Source organism: Natrononativus sp. DTA114, assembly GCF_059736515.1.
The window spans coordinates 109,744-128,459 of the sequence record NZ_JCASSN010000001.1; the positions used below are offsets into that span (position 1 = coordinate 109,744).

Annotated in this window: 26 protein-coding genes; 9 read left to right on the forward strand and 17 right to left on the reverse strand. The window is 65.8% G+C overall.

The genetic code is table 11. From position 1 onward, the window contains the following. Positions 1-52: 52 nt before the first annotated feature. From AC6I6S_RS00560 to AC6I6S_RS00585, 6 genes are all read right to left on the reverse strand, one after another. Entirely contained in the window at positions 53-625 is a 573-nt protein-coding gene (locus tag AC6I6S_RS00560; RefSeq protein ID WP_497947766.1) for a HemK2/MTQ2 family protein methyltransferase, read from the reverse strand. Next, positions 626-1,822, reverse strand: a complete 1,197-nt coding sequence (locus tag AC6I6S_RS00565; RefSeq protein WP_497947767.1) for a mechanosensitive ion channel family protein — start codon at positions 1,820-1,822, stop codon at positions 626-628. A 111-nt stretch (positions 1,823-1,933) separates the two neighbouring features. After that, entirely contained in the window at positions 1,934-2,773 is an 840-nt protein-coding gene (locus AC6I6S_RS00570; RefSeq protein ID WP_497947768.1) for a 16S ribosomal RNA methyltransferase A, read from the reverse strand. A gap of 72 nt (positions 2,774-2,845) precedes the next feature. Beyond that, entirely contained in the window at positions 2,846-3,433 is a 588-nt protein-coding gene (locus AC6I6S_RS00575) for a DUF655 domain-containing protein (RefSeq protein WP_497947769.1), read from the reverse strand. A 45-nt stretch (positions 3,434-3,478) separates the two neighbouring features. Beyond that, the gene (locus AC6I6S_RS00580) at positions 3,479-3,835 is read right to left on the reverse strand and encodes an RNA polymerase Rpb4 family protein (protein ID WP_497947770.1); all 357 of its coding nucleotides are present in this window, start codon (positions 3,833-3,835) and stop codon (positions 3,479-3,481) included. A gap of 1 nt (position 3,836) precedes the next feature. Beyond that, positions 3,837-4,148 carry a 50S ribosomal protein L21e gene (locus tag AC6I6S_RS00585; RefSeq protein WP_497947771.1) on the reverse strand — a complete coding sequence of 104 codons (312 nt, stop codon included), beginning with the start codon at positions 4,146-4,148 and terminating at the stop codon, positions 3,837-3,839. A 133-nt stretch (positions 4,149-4,281) separates the two neighbouring features. Here AC6I6S_RS00585 and AC6I6S_RS00590 point away from each other — a divergent pair, with 133 nt between their 5' ends. Next, a complete protein-coding gene (locus AC6I6S_RS00590) occupies positions 4,282-5,451 on the forward strand; it encodes a cystathionine gamma-synthase (RefSeq protein ID WP_497947772.1) in 1,170 nt (389 codons plus the stop codon). A gap of 104 nt (positions 5,452-5,555) precedes the next feature. Here AC6I6S_RS00590 and AC6I6S_RS00595 read toward each other — a convergent pair whose 3' ends face one another. The 9 genes from AC6I6S_RS00595 to AC6I6S_RS00635 form a co-directional block, all read right to left on the reverse strand. Next, a complete protein-coding gene (locus tag AC6I6S_RS00595) occupies positions 5,556-5,822 on the reverse strand; it encodes an elongation factor 1-beta (protein ID WP_497947773.1) in 267 nt (88 codons plus the stop codon). Positions 5,823-5,824: 2 nt separating this feature from the next. Continuing rightward, positions 5,825-6,004, reverse strand: a complete 180-nt coding sequence (locus tag AC6I6S_RS00600; protein ID WP_497947774.1) for an HVO_2753 family zinc finger protein — start codon at positions 6,002-6,004, stop codon at positions 5,825-5,827. Positions 6,005-6,155: 151 nt separating this feature from the next. Further along, entirely contained in the window at positions 6,156-6,293 is a 138-nt protein-coding gene (locus tag AC6I6S_RS00605) for a hypothetical protein (RefSeq protein WP_497947775.1), read from the reverse strand. A gap of 170 nt (positions 6,294-6,463) precedes the next feature. Next, entirely contained in the window at positions 6,464-7,711 is a 1,248-nt protein-coding gene (locus AC6I6S_RS00610) for a tripartite tricarboxylate transporter permease (RefSeq protein WP_497949275.1), read from the reverse strand. Between the two features lie 128 nt (positions 7,712-7,839). After that, a complete protein-coding gene (rpl12p, locus tag AC6I6S_RS00615; RefSeq protein ID WP_497947776.1) occupies positions 7,840-8,181 on the reverse strand; it encodes a 50S ribosomal protein P1 in 342 nt (113 codons plus the stop codon). 15 nt (positions 8,182-8,196) lie between these two features. Further along, positions 8,197-9,240 (reverse strand): 50S ribosomal protein L10, encoded by a 1,044-nt coding sequence (locus AC6I6S_RS00620; protein ID WP_497947777.1) that lies wholly within the window; start codon positions 9,238-9,240, stop codon positions 8,197-8,199. 1 nt (position 9,241) lies between these two features. Continuing rightward, complete coding sequence (locus AC6I6S_RS00625; RefSeq protein WP_497947778.1) at positions 9,242-9,874, reverse strand: 50S ribosomal protein L1; 633 nt, start codon at positions 9,872-9,874, stop codon at positions 9,242-9,244. A gap of 361 nt (positions 9,875-10,235) precedes the next feature. After that, the gene (locus AC6I6S_RS00630; protein WP_497947779.1) at positions 10,236-10,649 is read right to left on the reverse strand and encodes a GNAT family N-acetyltransferase; all 414 of its coding nucleotides are present in this window, start codon (positions 10,647-10,649) and stop codon (positions 10,236-10,238) included. Between the two features lie 75 nt (positions 10,650-10,724). Then, a complete protein-coding gene (locus AC6I6S_RS00635; RefSeq protein ID WP_497947781.1) occupies positions 10,725-11,003 on the reverse strand; it encodes an amphi-Trp domain-containing protein in 279 nt (92 codons plus the stop codon). Positions 11,004-11,173: 170 nt separating this feature from the next. Between AC6I6S_RS00635 and AC6I6S_RS00640 the strand changes: the two genes are divergently transcribed. The 8 genes from AC6I6S_RS00640 (at position 11,174) to AC6I6S_RS00675 (ending at position 17,732) form a co-directional block, all read left to right on the forward strand. Then, positions 11,174-11,746, forward strand: a complete 573-nt coding sequence (locus tag AC6I6S_RS00640) for a DUF8173 domain-containing protein (RefSeq protein ID WP_497947782.1) — start codon at positions 11,174-11,176, stop codon at positions 11,744-11,746. 93 nt (positions 11,747-11,839) lie between these two features. After that, complete coding sequence (locus AC6I6S_RS00645; RefSeq protein ID WP_497947783.1) at positions 11,840-12,211, forward strand: DUF7475 family protein; 372 nt, start codon at positions 11,840-11,842, stop codon at positions 12,209-12,211. Next, on the forward strand, positions 12,201-13,049 hold the full coding sequence (locus AC6I6S_RS00650) for a ParB N-terminal domain-containing protein (protein WP_497947784.1): 849 nt from the start codon (positions 12,201-12,203) through the stop codon (positions 13,047-13,049). Before AC6I6S_RS00645 ends, AC6I6S_RS00650 begins: the two co-directional genes overlap by 11 nt. 56 nt (positions 13,050-13,105) lie before the next feature. Beyond that, entirely contained in the window at positions 13,106-13,888 is a 783-nt protein-coding gene (locus AC6I6S_RS00655) for a CDP-alcohol phosphatidyltransferase family protein (protein WP_497947785.1), read from the forward strand. 210 nt (positions 13,889-14,098) lie between these two features. Continuing rightward, entirely contained in the window at positions 14,099-15,103 is a 1,005-nt protein-coding gene (locus AC6I6S_RS00660; protein WP_497949277.1) for a zinc-dependent alcohol dehydrogenase, read from the forward strand. Between the two features lie 55 nt (positions 15,104-15,158). Further along, positions 15,159-15,536 (forward strand): 6-pyruvoyl trahydropterin synthase family protein, encoded by a 378-nt coding sequence (locus AC6I6S_RS00665; RefSeq protein WP_497947787.1) that lies wholly within the window; start codon positions 15,159-15,161, stop codon positions 15,534-15,536. A gap of 1 nt (position 15,537) precedes the next feature. Then, the gene (locus tag AC6I6S_RS00670) at positions 15,538-16,737 is read left to right on the forward strand and encodes a glycosyltransferase family 4 protein (RefSeq protein WP_497947788.1); all 1,200 of its coding nucleotides are present in this window, start codon (positions 15,538-15,540) and stop codon (positions 16,735-16,737) included. Then, entirely contained in the window at positions 16,734-17,732 is a 999-nt protein-coding gene (locus AC6I6S_RS00675) for a class I SAM-dependent methyltransferase (RefSeq protein WP_497947789.1), read from the forward strand. Before AC6I6S_RS00670 ends, AC6I6S_RS00675 begins: the two co-directional genes overlap by 4 nt. Positions 17,733-17,849: 117 nt before the next feature. Here the strand turns inward: AC6I6S_RS00675 and AC6I6S_RS00680 are convergent, their stop codons facing one another. Both AC6I6S_RS00680 and cutA read right to left on the reverse strand, forming a co-directional pair. After that, positions 17,850-18,326 (reverse strand): 50S ribosomal protein L11, encoded by a 477-nt coding sequence (locus AC6I6S_RS00680; RefSeq protein ID WP_497947791.1) that lies wholly within the window; start codon positions 18,324-18,326, stop codon positions 17,850-17,852. A gap of 80 nt (positions 18,327-18,406) precedes the next feature. After that, entirely contained in the window at positions 18,407-18,709 is a 303-nt protein-coding gene (cutA, locus tag AC6I6S_RS00685) for a divalent-cation tolerance protein CutA (RefSeq protein WP_497947792.1), read from the reverse strand. Positions 18,710-18,716 lie beyond the last annotated feature (7 nt).

The following is an 18,716-nucleotide window of genomic DNA, read 5'->3' on the forward strand; positions in this document are numbered from 1 at the left end:
GACGAAAGGAGTGGTTGTTACCTGTTACGGCGACTCCACGCGAGTCGACTCGTTATCGGAACAGTTCGAGGATCGTCAGCGTCTCGAAGGGGAACGACTCGTCGGCGACGGCTGCCGCGCTGAACCCTTCTTCGCCCGCTCGCTCGACGACCGTCTCGACGCCGGTGAGACTGCTCACCAGCAGGAACACCACCCCGTCCGGTGTGAGTACGCGGCCGACCGTCTCGAGGAACGGCTCGATCACCGCTCGCCCGTCCTCGCCGCCCGAGAGCGCGCGCTCCATCCAGTCGTCCCACTCGTGATCCGGATCCGTCGGCAGGTACGGCGGGTTGAAGACGACGACGTCGAAGCTCTCGTCGGCGAACGGCGAGACGAGGTCCGCGCGGACCGCCTCGAGGCCGCGCTCCCTGGCCTGGGCCACCGCGTGCGGGTTGACGTCGGCGGCGACGACGCGGGCGGCTGTCTCGGAGGCCATTCGCTCCGCGACGTAGCCCGATCCGGTACCGACCTCGAGGACGGTTTCGGGCTGGGAGAGCCGGTCACAGGCGGTGTCGGCGAGCAGCCGGGAGTCTTCGGCGGGCTGGTAGACGTCGGTTTCCAGCCCGCGGCGGTCTGCGAGATCCATCTACTCGTCCTCCGGCGTCGCTTCGGACATTTCCCTGTCGGTTTCGCTCGAGTCGGCCGACTCCGTTTCGCTCGAGTCGATCGTTTCCGAGTCGGCATTCGACGCCCCGCCGTCGCGGATCCGGAGGCCGTCGGTCTCCGCCCTGCCCGAGAGTTCGCGCTGGGGATAGGGAATCTTGATCGCCGAATCGTCGAAGGCGGCCTTGATCTCCCGGATCGCCGCAGTCCGGGCCTTCGTCCGGCGACGAGCACTCGGTTTGTCGATCCAGAACCGCACGCCCAGCAGGATGGCGGAGTCGCCGAACTCCTTGGTCACGGTCTGTGGCGACGGAACGGACATCACCTCCTCGAGGTCTTCGACGCACTCGAGTGCGAGCGCCGACGCCGCCTCGAGATCCGTCTCGTAGTCGACCCCGACGTCGATCTCGACGCGCAGTCGCCCCTTCCGCGAGCGGTTGGTGACGACACTCGAGCCGACGACGTCGTTCGGGATCACGATGTACTCCCCGTCGAACGACTGAACCCGGGTGTTGAACACCGAGATGTCGGTAACGATCCCCTCCTCCTCTTCGACTTCGATCCAGTCGCCGATCTCGAACGGCCGGGAGAACATCAGGACGAAACCGGCGAGTATCGCACCCAGCGTCTGTCTGGCGGCCATCCCCAGGACGATCCCGAGGAAGCCGGCCCCGACGAGCAGCCCGCCGAGGTCGTCGATCCAGACGCCGAGAATGACGAACAGGGCGACGAACCAGATCAGCACCTGCGAGAGTCGGTGGGAGATCTCGCGCTGGTGGTCGGTTACCGCGGAGGCGGAACTCAGTACGTCGTGGAGCACCCGTTGGACGACCCGGGTAACGATGTACGTGCTCAGGAGGATGACGAACGAGAATATCGCTCGAGCGACGACTTCCCCGCCGAGGTCGTAGTCGGCGTACAGCGACCGTATCTCGCCCGTCTGCCCCCAGACGCCGAGGATAACCGCGAGGGAGAAAAACGCCGTCGTGAGCAGTCCGATCGTCGTCACGAGATCGGCGTATAGCGGGCGCGTGCGTTCGTTGAGCCAGCGCTGTGCGTCCCGGTAGGAAAGCGCCGCGAGCAACAGTATGCCGACGGCCGCGATCGTGATCGCCAGTCGCTGGTTCGTCGTCGGGAACTGCTCGGCCAGCCAGTCGAGCCCCGTCAGTGCCTCGTACATCGGAATCGGTTTCGTTCGTCAGTGACTCTCGACTCGAGCACCCTGTACTTCTCGGTCTCTGGCCGTCGTCCACACGGACCGAGTCCGGTCTCGAGGCGGAAACGGTCCGTCTCAGACGTCTGCCGGTCGACCGACCTCGGCAGCCAACTGCGCCAGCGCGGCGAACTCCGCCGGGGTGACGGCGCCGGCCCGTCGTCGAAGCAGGTCCTCGTCAGCCGCCTCGACGACGGCGTCCGGTTCCTCGAGCCCCGAGATGTGGGCCGTGTTTCGGATCGCGTTGCGCATCGTCTTCCGACGCTGGGTGAACAGCGCCTTGACGAACCGGAGGAAGAACGCCTCGTCATCGACCTCGTAGTCGGGTTCTCGCGGGACGGCCCGGACGACCGCACTCCGGACCGCCGGCGGCGGCGAGAACGCCTCCTTCGGGATCGACTCGACGATCTCGACCTCCGCGTAGTGCTGGGTCGACACCGAGAGCCGGCCGTACTCTGAGGTGCCCGCTTGGGCGACCATTCGATCCGCGAACTCCTGTTGAAACATCAACACGAGCGGGCGCTTTTCGGGAAGCAAGCGAAAGGTGATCTCGCTCGAGACGCCGTAGGGAAGGTTCGAGACGGAGGCCGTAAAGTCGGGGAGGTCGACCTCGAGGGCGTCCCCTTCGGTCACCGTCAGCCGACCGTCGCGGATCTCCTCGGCGAACTCCTCGCGGAGGAAGTCGGCGAGAACGGGATCTCGCTCGACGACCGTGACGTGCTCGCCGACCGCGAGCAGCCGGTCGGTCAGCGCGCCCGTTCCGCCGCCGATCTCGAGCAGGTGGCTCGTGTCGGCGTCGATCTCTTCCAGGTACGTCGGGAGCCGGTCGAGCACCCGATCGTCGACCAGAAAGTGTTGATCGCGGTCCGGATCGCCCCGCACGCCGGCGCGGGCGATCAGTCCGTCTGGATCTCTCATTGGGGCGGGTTCGTCCGCGAGGGGTGTAAACGCACCGTCTCTGTACGCTCGACGACCTCGGTCGACCCGGCGCTACGCCTGCTGGCTCTGTCGGCCGACGAAGGTCCGGTACTTCAGGTCGTCGTCCCGAAGCTCCTCCAGAATTCGCTTGACGAGCACCTCGTCGGGGTCGTGCAGCCCCGAAACGCGCTCTTCGAGTTCCTCGAAGCTCTCGAAGGGCTTGCGTTTCCGCTCGTCGAGGATGCCGTTTCGGAGCTTCTTGCCGATCCCCGGCAACAGATTGAGCTGATGCAGCCGAAGCGTGATCGGCTGGGCCTCGTTGTAGAAGTCGACGAAGCGCTCCTCGTCCTCTTCGACCAGGTCGCTGACGACGTACTCGAGTTCCGACTGCGCGCCCGAGGTGAGGTCCTCGTACTCGACGGTGTGACAGTCGTCGACGACGTCCCACTCGGAGGCGGGTTCGACGACGACGCGGTTGCCGATCGTGACGCGCTCGTCGGGATCGAAGGCGACCTCGTAGAGCTGGAAGTCCTCGAGACCGAGGGCGTAGCCGGCAGGGGATTTCTGATACTGCGGTCGGCCGTCGTCCGACAGCCCGTGGGGCAAGTAATCCAGCACGACCGCGCGGCGAACAGTCGTCTCGTTGTCGGCGTCGCTCATTGTTTCTGGGTACGACCACGGCGTACTTAAAGAGTCGGCCCGCTCTCAGACGTACTGCGAGATAACGTTCAGGATCTCGTCGAGTTCGTCGCCCGACAGCGTGTAGCGCTGCTGGGCGTACACCGATCGAAGTTCGTCACGGTCCTGGGGGAGGAGGTTCGCGATCTTGTACGCCGTGGGTTCGTCGACCTTCTCGAGCTCCTGAAGGTCGTCGACGAGCTGCTGTGCGTCCTCCGGGGGAAGGACGGTAAACCGGTTGACGTGCTCGATCGCACGGGCGAGTTCGTAACGCAGCTCGCGCTCTTCGTCGACTGCGCGTTCTGCCTCGATGTCGGCGAGCAGCTCCTTCGTCTCCGAGACCGTCAGGAACTCCTCGTCGACGATCTCTTTGAAGATCGTCATCCTACTGGTCCAGGTTCGATTTCTCGTTCTGGCCGCGCAGGTGGGCTGCGGTCACGATCAGCGTCTTCTCCTTGCCGCGGTCGCTGATCTGGACTTTGAACGCGTCACCCTGCTTCCCGACGACTTCGCCGGTCTGGCCGTCGAATCGCGGGTGGTAGCGCCCCTTCGGAACGCTCGGGTCGATCTTGAGGTGAACTTTCTGTCCGACGTTGTACTCCTGAATCGCGCGCTGCGGTGGGGAAGTCCCGCGGTCTCGAGGGCTGTTCGCGAGCTTTCTGCGGGTTCCCTGGCGAGGTCCGTTCGAGTTCGGCATAGTCGTACGACGCAGTTGTTCGGTGACGGTTATAAAACGCACGTCTTGTGTCTCCGAACGCTCGTCACTGCAGCCGTGCTTTCGACGGCGAAAGAAGACAAACATAACCTACCTCCACACCATCGCCCCACGTATGGACGACCCAGACCGCGAGCACCGGATCGAGACCCGCTCGATCCACGCCGGCCAGGAACCCGACGAGGAGACGGGCGCGCTGATGACCCCCATCCACGCCAACTCGACCTACGAGCAGGACGCCCCTGGCGAGCACCGGGGCTACGAGTACTCGAGGACCGGCAACCCCACCCGGACCGATCTCGAGGCGAACCTCGCCTCCCTCGAGAACGCGGAGTACGGCCGCTGTTTCTCGAGCGGGATGGGGTCGATCAACACCGTCTGTAACCTGCTCGAGTCCGGCGACCACGTCGTCACGGGCAACGACGTCTACGGCGGCACCCACCGCATCTTCACCCAGGTGTACGAGCAGTACGAGATCGAGTTCACGTTCGTCGATATGACCGACCTCGGGGCGATCGAGGCGGCGTTCCAGGAGAACACGGAACTGCTCTGGCTCGAGACGCCCACCAACCCGCTCATGTCGATCGTCGACATCGAGGGTGCAGCGGAGATCGCGCACGCGAACGACGCGATCTGCGCCATCGACAACACCTTCGCGACGCCGTACCTCCAGCGACCGCTGGATCTCGGTGCCGACGTCGTGAGCCACTCGCTCACCAAGTACCTCGGCGGCCACTCCGACGTGGTCGGCGGCGCCCTGCTGACCAACGACGAGGAACTGGACGAGCGCTTCGGCTTCTACCAGAACGCCGTGGGCGCGACGCCGGGCCCCTTCGACAGCTTCCTCGTCCTTCGGGGAACCAAGACCCTTCCCGTCCGAATGGATCGCCACTGCGAGAACGCCCGCACGATCGCGGCCTGGCTCGAGGACCACCCCGACGTCGAGCGGGTGTACTACCCCGGCCTCGAGTCCCACCCCGGCCACGAGATCGCGGCCGAGCAGATGGACGACTTCGGCGGGATGCTCAGCTTCGAACTCGACGGCACGCTCGAGCAGGCGAGCGACGTCGTCTCGAACACCGAGGTGTTCACCTTAGCGGAGAGTCTGGGCGGCGTCGAGAGCCTGATCGAACAGCCTGCGCCGATGACCCACGCCGCGATCCCCCGCGAGGAGCGCATCGAGGCGGGGCTCACGGACAGCCTCATTCGGGTGAGCGTCGGCATCGAACACCAGGAGGATCTGATCGGCGACCTCGAGCGGGCGATCGACGCGGCGCTCTCGTAATTCGGTCGATCTTTTTCGGACTCCGTCGATATCCAGTGAGAACTGCACGAGAGCCGACACCCGTAGCTACGTGATGAGTGAACGTCGTGAAAACTGTCGACGGTTTAGATCCGGCCGACGTTCTCGACGCCGACGCTTTCGACGCCCTCGACCTCCGAAAACGTCTCTTCGACGCCCTCCGTTCCGCCGGAGCCGTCGGGAACGATCACGGTCGGGTAGAGTGCGACGAGGCCGAACGCGACGTCCTCGCGCTCGACGCCGTTGATCTTCGCTCCCTCAGGCAGGGAGCTCTCGAGGCGTTCCTGAAGTTCGTCGAGGTCGACTTCGGGACTCTGCGGCATGACCTTGATTTTGGCGGCTACTTTTCCCATGGTTATGGACCGGTGAATCCGCAGTCGGGACACTCGTAGAGGTTGCTCTGCTTGCGGCATTTCGCACAGCGGTAGATCTGCTTGCCACACTCCGGGCACTTGAACGCGGCCGCGTTCGTCCCTGCGATGTTGATCCCACAGGAGACGCAGGAACGCGCGTCGTGGTCGTCCGTCGTACTCATACACCCACGTTCCGCCCGGGCGCTTTTAACCGTTGTCTTTCCACAGTCGCCAGTGAGTGGGTCTCGCACACTCCCTCCCGCCGAGTGTTTCGTTCGGCCACAGACCGACGGCGGCTGATCGTGAGCGACCGCTCGAGGCGTTACTCGTCGATCAGCGACGGTCGTCGTCGAGATCGATCCCCCGCTCCTCGGCGAGTTCGTTCGCTCGCTCCTCGATCCGGTCGAGTGCTCGGCTCTGTCCGGGCTGGCCGTATACCTCGTCGAGGATCGGTTCTCCGGTACCCGACACCCGCTCTGCTTCCGACTCCGATGCTGGCGAACTGCACTCCGACGGATCGCTCGAGCCCTCGGCCGATGCTCTCCGGCCGGTCAGTCGCCCGAGTAGTCGTCGAATGCGTGTGATCATCCGTGGCAGGTGGGTATCGTGTCGATTCTTGCATAAATTTTGTCATTATCTAGTTACATGAGCATCAGTGGACCGATCAGTACGCCCATCAGATGGACCCGGCGAGCGCGCAATCGGACGGGGACCATTCCGATGGCGGCGGCGACGGCGAAGACGCCGATCCCGACGGGACCGGTGAACAGGTACGAGAGGACGAACAGGAGTCCCAGAACGACGGCCGAAATCTTCCAGTAGGCCATCCCCCCGACGAGTTCGAGATAACGGTCACCGACGACGATCACGAGCACGAAGCCGAGAATTCCGGCGAGCACGACGCTCGAGACGAGAATCGGTAGCTCGAGGGGGGCGTTCGCGCTCTCGAAGGCGACCATCACGCCGGTTCTGGGCTGGCCGATGGCGACGAGCGCGAACAACGCGAAGATCGTATTAGCCGTGTCGACCCCGCTCGTGGCCACGATGTAGCTCCGGTCGGAGGGACCGAGGGAGCCGGTCGGGATGAACACCAGCACGGCGACGGCGGCGATCGCCGCCGAGATACCGGGAATGTAGCCGACGACGGCGCCCGCGAGTGCTCCCGCGATCGCCGTCGCCGCCAGCAGCGGTCGGGACATCCTGATCGCACCGCCTTTCTGGGGCGGGACGCCGCCGCCGCGGATGGCGTCGATCAGCACGGGTGCACCGAACAGGCCCGCGAACAGCGGCGCGAGCATCCCCCCGGCCTCGAGCGGCGCGTCGGGGTCGAGATCGAGCGTGAGAAAGCCGAGGGCGGCGGCGAGACAAAACGAGAGGAAGCCAGCGAACCGGCGCTCCCAGGTGTACTCCGAGACCACCAGCCCGAGCACGACCAGCGCCAGGACGAGCGGGAGGTTCGATCTGATCGTCGGGTAGACCGCCGTCACGCCCCACGTAATAGGGATCGCCAGGGGGACCGCCGCGAGGACGGCGAGGATGCTCCCCAGCGCCGAGAGACGGAGCGCTTCGTGGCCACGACCCTCGAGCACCATCCGGTGGCCCGGCAGCGCGGTGACGGCCATCTCGGCGTCGGGGACTCCCAGCGCCATCGCCGGGACGGCGTTCAGAAAGGTGTGGACGACGCCCGCCGAGAGCATCGCGATCCCGACGAACAGCGGCGGCCCGGGAACCGCGGGGGCGACACCCGCGAGCAGGAAGGCGAAGTTGTTCGCGTGGAGCCCGGGGATCAACCCGCTGAACGAGCCGAGGGCCGCTCCGGCGAGCACCCACGCGAGAAGCTGCAGGGAAAACGCGGGGTCGGCGACGACCTCGAGGGCGGAGACGACCATCGAGGGGTCTGGCCGCCCCATCCGACTTCAACGTCCGCACGACGAGCGAGCCCCGACCGAGAAAACGCGGTCGCTCCGGGGACAGCGCCAAAAGAACGGAAGATGTGTCGAAATCGTCGCGTCGCGACTCAGCCGAAGAGTTCGCCGAGGCCCTCGCCGCCGGCGTCGTCGTCCTCGTCCTCTTCGTCGTCGTCCGTCGTGTCCGGGACGTCGCTGGTTTCTTCGGCTTCCTCGCCCTCGTCGTCACCGCCCGCGGCTGCACCGCCAGCGGCTGCACCGCCAGCGGCGGGGACGGCGGCGGCCTCGGAGACTGCCTCGTCGATGTCGACGTCCTCGAGTGCGGCGACGAGCGCCTTCACACGTGACTCTTCGACGTCGACACCGGCGGCCTCGAGGACGCCGGTCAGGTTGTCTTCGTTGATCTCTTCGTCCGTCTCGTTCAGGATGAGTGCTGCGTAAACGTATTCCATTGTTGTGTACCTCGATTATCCGAACATCGCACCGAGACCGTCCGCGCCGGCGTCCTCGTCGTCATCGTCGTCGTCATCATCGGCTGCGTCGGCTGCGTCGGCGTCGTCGGCCTCGTCTTCGTCAGTCGATTCGTCCGCGTCGGGCTCGGCTGCGGGGGCAGCGGGGGCCTCGACGCCCTGGAGTTCCTCCGGGAGTGCCTCCTCGTCGTCGATCTGGGCGGCGAGCGCGCGAAGCTGCGCGTCGGCCCTGCTGACGAGGTCGGGCATGAGCTCTTCGTCTTCGATGGCGGCCTGCAGGCCGAGGCTCTTGGCCTCGCCCGTGGCCTTCGCGATGAGCGTCGGCATCGTCGCCGCGGTCGGGAAGCTCGCGTTGACGGCGAGGTTCCGGGCGCGGGCGGCGGCCGTCGCCACGTCGCTCTCGTAGGCCTCGACGTCGATGTCGAGGTCCTCGGGGTCGAAGAGGACGCCCTCGGAGTACACCGCGCGAAGGTCGAGTCCGACCTCCTTGGGCTCGATTCCGAGTTCGTTGAGGACGTTCGCCAGATCCTGGGAGACTTCCTCGCCGGCGTCTAACACCTGCGAGTCCTCCATGACCTGAATCGAGCCGTCCTCGATCCGGGCGTTGGCACCGACCTGCTGGAGTTCGCCGACGAACGGCCCCGGATCGACGCCCGTGTCCCCTTCCGGGATCACGATGTCGTTGGGGGCGATCTCGCCCGCACCGATCGGAGCCGGCGTCTTCGACGCCTCGAGCTCCTTGTACAGCGCGAACGGGTTGTCGTTCGTGGCGATGATGCCGACCTGTCCGGCGACCTCGTCGACGAGGTCGTCGAGGCCGGCGTCCTCGAGCGCACGAACCTGCAGCGTGTTGCGGCTCACGCGCAGGCGAGCGATGTCGTGAAGCTCGCGGCGCATGTCCTGGAGCTGCTTGCTCGGGATGCCGGTGATGCCGACGATGCCGATGCTCTCGTACTCCTCGATGAGAGTTTCGAGCTCGTCGACCTCCTCTTTCTTCCACTGGGGAAGGTTCTCGGTCTTGCGTTCGGCTTCGGCGCTCATCTCAGGCCACCTCCACGGACGGGCCCATCGTCGTCTTCACGTAGACGGAGTCGATGTTCTGTGGCCCTTTTTCCAGGTCCGCGTGCAGGCGACGAAGGATGACGTCGATGTTGTCGGAGATCTCCTCCGCGCTCATGTCCTCGGCGCCGACGCGCGTGTGGAACGTACGCCGGTCGCGCGAGCGGACCTGCACGGTGTTTTTGAGTCGATTGACAGTCTCGACGACGTCGTCGTCGGGACTGAGGGGGTCCGGCATCTTCCCCCGGGGACCGAGTATGGTACCCAGGTGCCGGGCGATATCTTGCATCATCGCCTCCTCAGCGATGAAGAAGTCCGTCTCGTCTGCGAGGTCTTTGGCCTCGTCGTCGTCCAGATCGGCCACGTCACTGCTCGAGAGAACCTGGTCCGCGACCTCTTCGGCGCGAACTCCGGTTTCTCCCTCCGCAATGACGACAATCTGTGTCTCCTGGCCGGTTCCGGACGGCAGGACGACGGACTCGTCGACACGGTTCGACGGTTCGTTGAGGTCTAGATCGCGCAGGTTGATCGCGAGGTCCACCGTCTCGGTAAAGTTCCGTTCGGGTGCGTCCTCGAGTGCGCGAGTGACCGCTGTTTCGATTTCCGAATCTGCCATCGTTCACCTCCGTAGTACGCAGGTAGCGCCGGGCGACGTCACCTGATCCGATCGAGTACGATCGGGGTTCCGTTCGTCCGACGGAAGCTCCTACGGGTTAGTGAAACAGGCATCCGCCTGTCTCCTTTGAACGGAGTGTCATGGCGAACTTAAACCCGTCGAAGCCGTCGCTCGTGTGCGAGTCCGTTCCTCGGTCGGACTGTCGCAGTTCGGAGCGAGTCAGTGCCGGGCCTCCGATAGTAGTTGTTGAAACGGTTTACACCCGGTCACAGCTGAGCGGCCAGCCTCGTCGCGGAGGCCGAGGCTGGCCGCTGATGATCGTGGCCGGGTGTGCAATGACTTTCAACGCCTACTATAGTCGTCACTCCGTTCGCAGGAACATTCCCCTGGATGCGGGAGCGACCGGCTCGAATCCCCACCGTTCGTAAAAGCCGTCGACGTCGGCGATCAGGTTAACGTACGCACCCGGAGGCGCGTCGCGCTCGATGAACGCCATGAGTCGGTCCATGATCTCGCTGCCGAGCCCCCGCCCCTGGTGGGTCGATTCTACGACCATGTCCCCGATCTGGTAGACGCAGCCCCCATCGCCGATGACCCGTCCCATGCCGACCGTCTCGCCGTCTCGAGTGACGGTGATCGCGTACAGCGAGCCCTCGAGGCCGCGTTCGACTGCCCGTCGGCCCCGCGGCTCCATCCCGGCGGCCGCACGGAGCGCGAGAAACTCGTCGGCGGTTGGCACCCGCTCGTGGAACTCGTAGTCGGTCGGGTCGGTCACAGAACGGTCTTTCGCGGCTACCGTCTCAGCAGTTACGGTTCACGTCGAGAGAGCCACTCGCGGGCGCGACGAACGTTACCGCTCGGGCAGCGGTTCCTCGTCGTCGCCGCGCATCCATTCGAGTTCGAACTCGATGCTTCGCTCGACGCCGTCGTCCTCCGGCTCGTCTTCGATTTCGACCTCAAACTCGACCGTTCCCGGTGGGTTGACGACGACGGTATCCCCGCCGACGTCGAATTCGATCTCGTCGTCGCCACGGAGGTTTTCGGCGAACGCCTCGAGGTGGTCTGCAATCTCGTCTCGGCTCAGGTCCTGTTCGTACTCGAGTTCGGTTTCCTCGGAGTCTTCGGACATGCGCTCGACCGTACACCGTACGGTTCCCTAAAGCTATACCCGGAAACAGACGGTCCATTCCGTCCGCCAACCACCGAGTCCGTTAGAATAACCGAACGCGATTCCTGACCGAAATATACTTTTAGGAGAAGTTCTATTGTTCCATCATGCGGCCAATAGAGTTATATCAGATGGTTTCGGGTCCGGCGCATCCGCCGACGACCCCCGAGGGGATGCTCGAGAGCTATCAGGGTCTGTCAACCCCCGAAACGATGGTCGTCCACGCCCTCGTGACGCTTGTACTCGGCACGCTCGTCCTCGGGTTGGTTCCCGGATACGGGACCCGGACGCTCGAAACCGCTCGCCGGAGTCCGATCATTTCACTGTGCGTCGGCGTCCCCGGGGCCGTCGTTCTCACCGGACTGTTCGCCACGGGACTGATGATCAGCGGGACGAACCTCGGGGTCTTCTTCGGGATGCCGCTCGTCGTGATTACGGTGACGCTATTGCCCGCCTGGACCGCACTCGGCTACGTCACAGTCGGTGCGGTACTCGCACAGCGCCTCGGAGCGGACGCGCTCTGGGCGTGGGTTCTCGTCGGCGCACTCCTCTGTGGCCTTCTCACGGCAATTCCCGCACTGCTGACCGCGGTTAGCGCCCTCGCAGCCGCGATCGGCGTCGGTGCCGGTGCTCGCGTCCTGGTCAGTCACGGCGGGGTCGGCCACCGCGAGGAGCGGGTCGTCCCGCCCGCAGAGAAAGTCTGATCGGACCCTCATCCCCGCTGCAACGCAGGACGACGGACCGAAGCCTATGTTGGCTGCACAACTGCTTTACCGCGGTCCGTCGATGAACGGTGTATGACCGCGTTCGGGCGACGACTCGAGACCTCGTCACTGACGCCGCTTCACTGGGTGGCAATCGGACTCGCGCTGCTGAGTGCGGCGATCCACCTCGTTCTCGGAGTCGGGTTCCTCCCGCATCCGATGGGTGTCGGGTTTCTCCTCGCGACCGCCGGGTTCCTCGGCGGCGTCGCGCTCGTCCTGTTCGACGTTCGTCGCCGTCTGCTGTACCTGCTCGGAATCCCGTTCACCGGCGGCCAGATCGTTCTCTGGTATCTGCTGGCTCGCCCCGCGTCACTCGCCGACGTGTCGGTCGCGGCGGGCACCGACAAGATCGCACAGGTGTTGCTGATCGTCGCGCTCGGCGTCCTCTATCGTCGTGACTCGTAGCGGACCCGGTCGCCTGCCCGCCGCCAACGCTCCGTTGCAGCCGAGCTCGCTAACCCGCGCCCGCGGTGCACTCGTCGCGTGGGGACAGCGACGGCTCGGCGGGCCGGTCAGACGACGGGTGCCGATAGACCGCTGTCGTCGCCTCCACCGCCTGCGACGACGGCTCGCCCCGCACAGATACACCGACGCCGACCCCTTTACCGTCGTCGCCGTCGACCCGACCGCCATCGATCGGAGCATCCTCGAGACGGTGCCCTGGTATCCCCAGTGGGGGCGCGTTCAGGGCGGGGACTGGGATCGACGGAGCGAGTCGTTCGCCGATCGCCCCGTCCCACGGGCGATCAGGGCCCACTACGAGGACGACGTTCCCTGGACTGAGACGCCGCTCCCGGCACACTTCACCGAACAGCTCCGACGCTTCGGTGCGGCCTGGGGGCACACCTCGTTCGACGGCTTCGAGCGTCGATGCACCCGGATCGAGGAGTTGTACCGTTCGATACGACGCCACGGTTACCGACGCCAGTCGGAACTCGCGGCTCTCGGAGATTCCACCGCCGTTCCGATCTTCGACGAGATCACCGTCGACGTCGCCCGCGACGGAACGCTGTGCTGGCGTTCCTACGGCCAGCACCGCCTGGCCATCGCGCGCGTTCTCGGCCTCGAGCGGGTGCCTGTCGTGATCCAGCGGCGCCACCGGCGGTGGCAAAGGGTTCGGGATGCCGTGGGCCGGAGCGGCCGCGTGTCGCGGCCGGTTTCCGCCCAGGTCGCGTGGGAACCGCCGGAGACACACCCGGATCTCCGGGAGCTACTCGAGGGTAACACCGGTGAGCGGCGGTGAACTCCGGGGACGGCGGATCGACGGAGTCATCAGCCGTCTCGGAGTCGTCGTCCGCGATGGTCGCCGAACGAGCCCACCACGGGTACGCCGACGCCGGGACGGAGGGGGCCGAGCGGAGTCGGTGGCAGCGATGGCTCGCTGCATCGGTACCCGTAATCGCCGTCGCCGGCGGCGCCGTGGCGCTCGGACCGATGCGATCCGGAACTCTCGAGTCAGGATTTGCCATCGTAGTCTGTGGTCTTCTGGTGGTACAGTTGGGCTGGGTTCGGTGGCAACTTGCGATCGCCGACCGGAACGCGGGCTATCAGCCGCTGACCGCCGCCACGATCACGACGCTCTGTCGAGCCGGCCTGCTGGCGGTACTCGGGGGATTTCTCGTCCTCGAGCGACCCACGGGAAGTGCCGCCTGGCTTCCGCCCGCCCTCTTCGCCGGCGTCGCCGCCCTCGACGCGGTCGACGGTGCTCTCGCGCGTGCGCGGACATCGGTCACCCGCCTCGGGGCGCGCCTCGACGTCGGCGTCGACTCGATCGCCGTGTTCGTCGGCGCTGCGCTCGCGGTGAGCTACGGTACCGCGCCGGCGTTCTACCTGACCGTCGGACTCGCACGTCCGCTGTTCGTTCTCGGCATCTGGGTTCGCAAACGGCGCCAGCGCCCGGTTCGGCCGCTCGACGACAGTCGAATTCGTCGACCGGCCGGGGCGCTCCAGTTGGTCGTGATCCCCCTCGCGCTGGCACCGCTTCTCGAGCCTGCTCACTACCGCCTCCTGCTATCCATCGCGATGGTACCGCTCGTGGCGAGTTTCGTCCGCGATTGGCTGGTTGCCAGTGACCGATGGTGACAGACGTTCGTGAGTGTGTGACAAATACTCAAGTACGTCGCTGTGGTCGAACTCACCAGTGAGGCTTCAAGCCACGCACCCGTTCGCGCGATCGTCCAGCCACTCGGCCAGGGGAAATCGCCGCTGCTGTTCGACTCGCACACCCCCTACGACACCGGCAGTGAGGCGGACGAAAACGGCCTCGAGAGTCCCCAGTCCTCCCGAGAGACGATGAAACGCTCGCTGTACTTCACCGGGCCGGCGGACGTCGAGATCAGATCCGAACCGCGACCGACGCCGGCGGCCGACGAGGTCGCCGTCGAGTCGACGGTTTCGGCGATCAGCGCAGGGACCGAAGGGCTGCTCTATCGCGGCGACGCTCCTGGCACGTTACCCGCAGACGAGACGATCGACGCCCTCGAGGGTGATCTCACCTACCCCCTGCAGTACGGCTACGCCACGGTCGGCCGGGTGACGGATATCGGCGGCGATGTCGACGCCCGATGGCTGGATCGTCGGGTGTTCGCCTACGTTCCCCACCAGAGTTTTTTCGTCACGAACCCGACGACGCTTCATCCGGTTCCGGAGGACTGCGACGTGTCGACGGCTGCGCTGCTCGCGACCGCCGAAACCGCTGTTACGCTGGTGCTCGACGGCTCACCGACGATCGGCGCCCGCGTCGTCGTCTTCGGCCAGGGGATCGTCGGGTTACTCACCACCGCGTTGCTCGCCGACTTCCCCCTCGAGTCGCTGCACACGGTCGATCGCTACGAGCGCCGTCGCCGCTGTTCGGAGCGTCTCGGGGCGGATCGCGCTCTCGACCCGGGAACCGGGGACGACGAACGCGGACTCGCGGCCGAGCCGAATGCGGATCTCACCTACGAGCTGTCGGGCAATCCGGTTGCGCTCGACGACGCGATAGCGGCGACCGGCTACGACGGTCAGGTCGTCGTCGGCTCGTGGTACGGAACGAAACGGGCGGACGTCGACCTCGGCGGCCGCTTTCACCGCGACCGGATTTCGATCGAGAGTTCACAGGTGAGCACGATCGCTCCCGAACATCGGGGCCGATGGTCCCGAAAACGCCGCCATCGGCTCGCCTGGGAGCTGCTTACGGATCTCGACTGCTCGTCACTCCTCACTCACGAACTGCCCATCGACCGCGCCGCAGACGCCTACGAACTACTCGAGAAACGACCCGACGAAGCGATCCAGGTGCTCTTGCGGTACGACTGAGCACCCGGTCTTCGCCGGTAATAGCGCTTTCAGCCGACCAACAGAAACACCAGCTATGTACGCAGTCTCCGTTACCCGAACGTTCGTCGCCCAGCACACCCTCACAGTCCCCGACCCCGGACCGGAGGGCGAACTCCACTCCCACCAGTTCACGGTCACCGTCACGTTTCGCGGGCCCGAACTCGGGGCGTACGGCTACCTCGTCGACATCGACGCCGTCACCGACGCCCTCGAGGCGACAGTCGCGGCGTTTCGCGACGAGACGCTGAACGACCTGCCCCCGTTCGAGGGAATTAACCCCAGCGTCGAGCGCCTCGCCGTCGCCGTCGGCGACCGCCTGCTCGACCGCCTCGACCCCGAGACGGCGACGGCACTCGAGGTCGCCATCGACGAGGACGACACCGCCCGCGTGAGCCACGAGCGGGTACTGTGAGATGCGGATCGGGTTCGTCGTCTACGGGAGTCTCGAGGAGGTCTCGGGCGGGTTCCGGTACGACCGGAAGCTCGTCGAACACCTCCGGGAGGCGGGCGACACCGTCGAAGTGATCGCGTTGCCGTGGCCGAAAGACGACGGTCGGTCGGTGGCTGCAGCGTCCGCGGCGGGTGGAACCCGACTCGAGCGTCCCGTCGACGTACTGCTCCAGGACGAACTCTGTCACCCCACGCTGTGGCGGCAGAATCCTCGTCTCGAGCGGCCGGGAAAAATCGTCTCGCTGGTTCACATGCTTCGAACTGACCCCCAGTGGAATCCGGGTGTAGGGGAGCGAGCGGCCAGGATTGAGCGCCAGTATCTCGACTCCGTCGACGCGGTGGTCTGTACCAGCGAGGACACTCGTCACCGCGTCGGACAACTGCTGGAGACGCCGAAACCCGCCGTGGTCGCAGCGCCCGCGGGTCGCCACGAGGGACCGCGGTTCGGGCCGGACGACGTTACGGCTCGTGCACGAGAGGGGGCGCTTCGACTGGTGTTCGTCGGCAGCGTCGTTCCCCGAAAGGGGCTCCACACGCTTCTGGAGGCGCTCGGTACTTTCGAAAACGGAGAGGAGAGTGGAGACGCCGACCTCGAGTGGCGCCTGACCGTCCTCGGGACGCTCACGGCGGACCGGTCGTATGCCGAGCGAGTGCGAGAGCGAGCGGACGAAGTCGGAATCGACGATCGAATCGAGTTCGCGGGACAGGTTCCCGACTCGGACCTGCGCGCGACGCTCGAGCGAGCACACGTCCTCGCGGTTCCCTCGCGCTACGAGAGCTTCGGGATGGCGTATCTCGAGGCGATGGAGTGCGGCGTGGTGCCGATCGCGACGACGGTGGGCGGCCCGCGAGAGTTCATCAATCACGGGAACGACGGGGTGCTCGTCTCGCCCGGAGATCGAGACGCGCTGGCTCGAGCCGTCGAAACGCTCGCGACCGACCGCGACCGACTCGCGGCGATGGGGCGGGCCGCACTCGAGGCGTCCACCGCACACCCCGACTGGGAAACGTCGATGGCCCGTGTTCGTCACTTTCTCCGGGCGGTCGTCGACGATCGATCACTTGAAGCGTTCGGGACGACGGAGACGACGGGAGATGCGGGCGGGGTCGAACACGACGGCGGAGCAGGACACGACGACGGAGTGGGTGAGTCGCTACGATGATCGACTCGTTCCAGTCGTACCTGCTGGCGAAGCGGTCAGTCGACGACCGGGCGCTGAACCGGCGCGTCCTCTCTCGGTTCGAGGCGGCGCTCGCGGACGCGAGCGAGAGCGGAGACTCGAGGGACGACCCGGCGCAGCTTCTCGAAGTCGGAGCCGGCGTCGGGACGATGATCCCGCGACTCGCCGACCAGGGGTGTCTGCCACCGGGGACGGTCTACCGGGCCGTCGACATCGCCGAGCACAATATCGAATGCGCGGCCGGTTCGGTACCGGACTGGCTCGAGGAGGCGGGGTTTTCGGTCGACCGCGACGGTGATCGGATCGTCGCGATCGACCGCATCGAGGGGCGAAATCGGACTGACGGACGGTCGCGCCGTCTCGAGGTCGTCCTCGAGGTCGGCGATGCGCTAGCACTCGAGCCAGCGGAAGGATCGTCAGATGGAGTCCCATCACAAAGAGTGGATGCCGTGATCGCCGCCGCGTTTCTGGATCTCATGGAGCTTGTTCCGGCACTCGAGTCGCTACGGACGCTGCTGCGGCCGGGCGGAGTGCTGTACGCGCCGCTCACTTACGACGGGATCACGTCGTTCACGCCGGCACACCCCCTCGACACTCGGGTCGAGTCGCTGTACAACGGCCACATGGACGACGTTCGCGACCGGCCCGGAAGCAGCCGCGCCGGGCGCGACCTCCTGGCGGCGCTTCCGGGTGCCGGCTACGAACCCCTCGCGGCGGGCGGGGCCGACTGGGTGGTTCTCCCCCGGGACCGATCGTATCGCCACCAAGAGGACGTCTTTCTCGAGTACGTACTCGAGACCATTGCGGGTGCGCTCGCCGACTACGAACTGGCGTCCGACGATCCGGTGTACACCGACTGGCTCGAGACGAGACGCGGCCAGCACGCCGCGGGCGAACTGGGGTTCGTCGGGCACCATCTCGACGTGCTCGCGAGACGGACCGGCGAGGATCGGTGTCCCGGTAGCGGGGAGCTGTAGGTGGCGATCGCTGCATCGACGTGCTGCCGGCTCGGTCGATGAAGGAAGAGTCGATACGAACGGTCTGCCGACTACGAGCGGAGTTCGAAGAGAATCCCCTCAGAGATCGCTCGGCGGTTATTCTGCGAGTGCGTCGTCGTACTCGCCGGCGTCGACCTTCGCCTTGAACTCCCGGGCGTCGACACCCTCGATGGTGACGCCCATCGATGCGCAGGTGCCAACGACCTCTTTGGCGGCGTTCTGGGTGTCGTAGGCGAGCAGGTCGGGGTGTTTCTGCTCGGCGATTTTCTTCACCTGGTCGATCGAGAGGTCGGCGACGAACTCCTTCTGGGGTTCGCCGCTACCGGTGTCGAAGCCGGCTTCGTCTTTGACCAGCGCCGCTGTTGGGGGAACGCCGACGTCGATGGTGTAGGAGCCGTCGTCGTCGTAGTCGACGGTAACGGGGACTTCGGTGCCGTCGAATGCGGCGGTCTGGTCGTTGATGTCGGAGACGACCGCCTGGACGTCGACGGGAGTCGGGCCAAGCTCGGGGCCAAGCGGCGGGCCGGGGTTGGCCTGGCCGCCGGGGACGAGCACTTCGATAGTTCCAGCCATATCTCACAGAACCCGCGCGCGAGTTTTAAGGGTTGCTTTTTCGGGCAGTCGGACGTTTCGAGGGGTGCAACCCTCGGACGTTACGAGACGTTCGCATCCCGCCACTCCGCGAACGACTCGAGGACGTGATCCTCGTCGAACCGTTCGATACACGGAACGTCGTGCGGATGGATCTCCCGGACACGGTCGACGAGGTCGGGGTACGTCTCGGCGGTCGTCTTCGCGAGGAGAAGCGCTTCCTCGTCGCGGTGAATCTCGCCCTCCCACCGGTAGACCGACTTCGTCGGGAGCCGGTTGACGCAGGCGGCGAGTCGTTCCTCGAGAAGCGCTTCCGCGATGTCGGCGGCGGCCTCGGGTGGTGTCGTGATGTACGCTGTGGGCATGGCTCGA

Coding starts and splice junctions, on each gene's coding strand:
- AC6I6S_RS00660 (WP_497949277.1), top strand. CDS start 14,099: ATGAAACGCTCGCTGTACTTCACCGGGCCGGCGGACGTCGAGATCAGA.
- AC6I6S_RS00580 (WP_497947770.1), bottom strand. CDS start 3,835: ATGACGATCTTCAAAGAGATCGTCGACGAGGAGTTCCTGACGGTCTCG.
- AC6I6S_RS00670 (WP_497947788.1), top strand. CDS start 15,538: ATGCGGATCGGGTTCGTCGTCTACGGGAGTCTCGAGGAGGTCTCGGGC.
- AC6I6S_RS00625 (WP_497947778.1), bottom strand. CDS start 9,874: ATGGCAGATTCGGAAATCGAAACAGCGGTCACTCGCGCACTCGAGGAC.
- AC6I6S_RS00645 (WP_497947783.1), top strand. CDS start 11,840: ATGACCGCGTTCGGGCGACGACTCGAGACCTCGTCACTGACGCCGCTT.
- AC6I6S_RS00570 (WP_497947768.1), bottom strand. CDS start 2,773: ATGAGAGATCCAGACGGACTGATCGCCCGCGCCGGCGTGCGGGGCGAT.
- AC6I6S_RS00610 (WP_497949275.1), bottom strand. CDS start 7,711: ATGGTCGTCTCCGCCCTCGAGGTCGTCGCCGACCCCGCGTTTTCCCTG.
- AC6I6S_RS00680 (WP_497947791.1), bottom strand. CDS start 18,326: ATGGCTGGAACTATCGAAGTGCTCGTCCCCGGCGGCCAGGCCAACCCC.
- AC6I6S_RS00655 (WP_497947785.1), top strand. CDS start 13,106: ATGGTCGCCGAACGAGCCCACCACGGGTACGCCGACGCCGGGACGGAG.
- AC6I6S_RS00595 (WP_497947773.1), bottom strand. CDS start 5,822: ATGGGAAAAGTAGCCGCCAAAATCAAGGTCATGCCGCAGAGTCCCGAA.
- AC6I6S_RS00665 (WP_497947787.1), top strand. CDS start 15,159: ATGTACGCAGTCTCCGTTACCCGAACGTTCGTCGCCCAGCACACCCTC.
- AC6I6S_RS00565 (WP_497947767.1), bottom strand. CDS start 1,822: ATGTACGAGGCACTGACGGGGCTCGACTGGCTGGCCGAGCAGTTCCCG.
- AC6I6S_RS00640 (WP_497947782.1), top strand. CDS start 11,174: ATGGTTTCGGGTCCGGCGCATCCGCCGACGACCCCCGAGGGGATGCTC.
- AC6I6S_RS00585 (WP_497947771.1), bottom strand. CDS start 4,148: ATGCCGAACTCGAACGGACCTCGCCAGGGAACCCGCAGAAAGCTCGCG.
- AC6I6S_RS00575 (WP_497947769.1), bottom strand. CDS start 3,433: ATGAGCGACGCCGACAACGAGACGACTGTTCGCCGCGCGGTCGTGCTG.
- AC6I6S_RS00560 (WP_497947766.1), bottom strand. CDS start 625: ATGGATCTCGCAGACCGCCGCGGGCTGGAAACCGACGTCTACCAGCCC.
- rpl12p (WP_497947776.1), bottom strand. CDS start 8,181: ATGGAATACGTTTACGCAGCACTCATCCTGAACGAGACGGACGAAGAG.
- AC6I6S_RS00620 (WP_497947777.1), bottom strand. CDS start 9,240: ATGAGCGCCGAAGCCGAACGCAAGACCGAGAACCTTCCCCAGTGGAAG.
- cutA (WP_497947792.1), bottom strand. CDS start 18,709: ATGCCCACAGCGTACATCACGACACCACCCGAGGCCGCCGCCGACATC.
- AC6I6S_RS00600 (WP_497947774.1), bottom strand. CDS start 6,004: ATGAGTACGACGGACGACCACGACGCGCGTTCCTGCGTCTCCTGTGGG.
- AC6I6S_RS00675 (WP_497947789.1), top strand. CDS start 16,734: ATGATCGACTCGTTCCAGTCGTACCTGCTGGCGAAGCGGTCAGTCGAC.
- AC6I6S_RS00635 (WP_497947781.1), bottom strand. CDS start 11,003: ATGTCCGAAGACTCCGAGGAAACCGAACTCGAGTACGAACAGGACCTG.
- AC6I6S_RS00590 (WP_497947772.1), top strand. CDS start 4,282: ATGGACGACCCAGACCGCGAGCACCGGATCGAGACCCGCTCGATCCAC.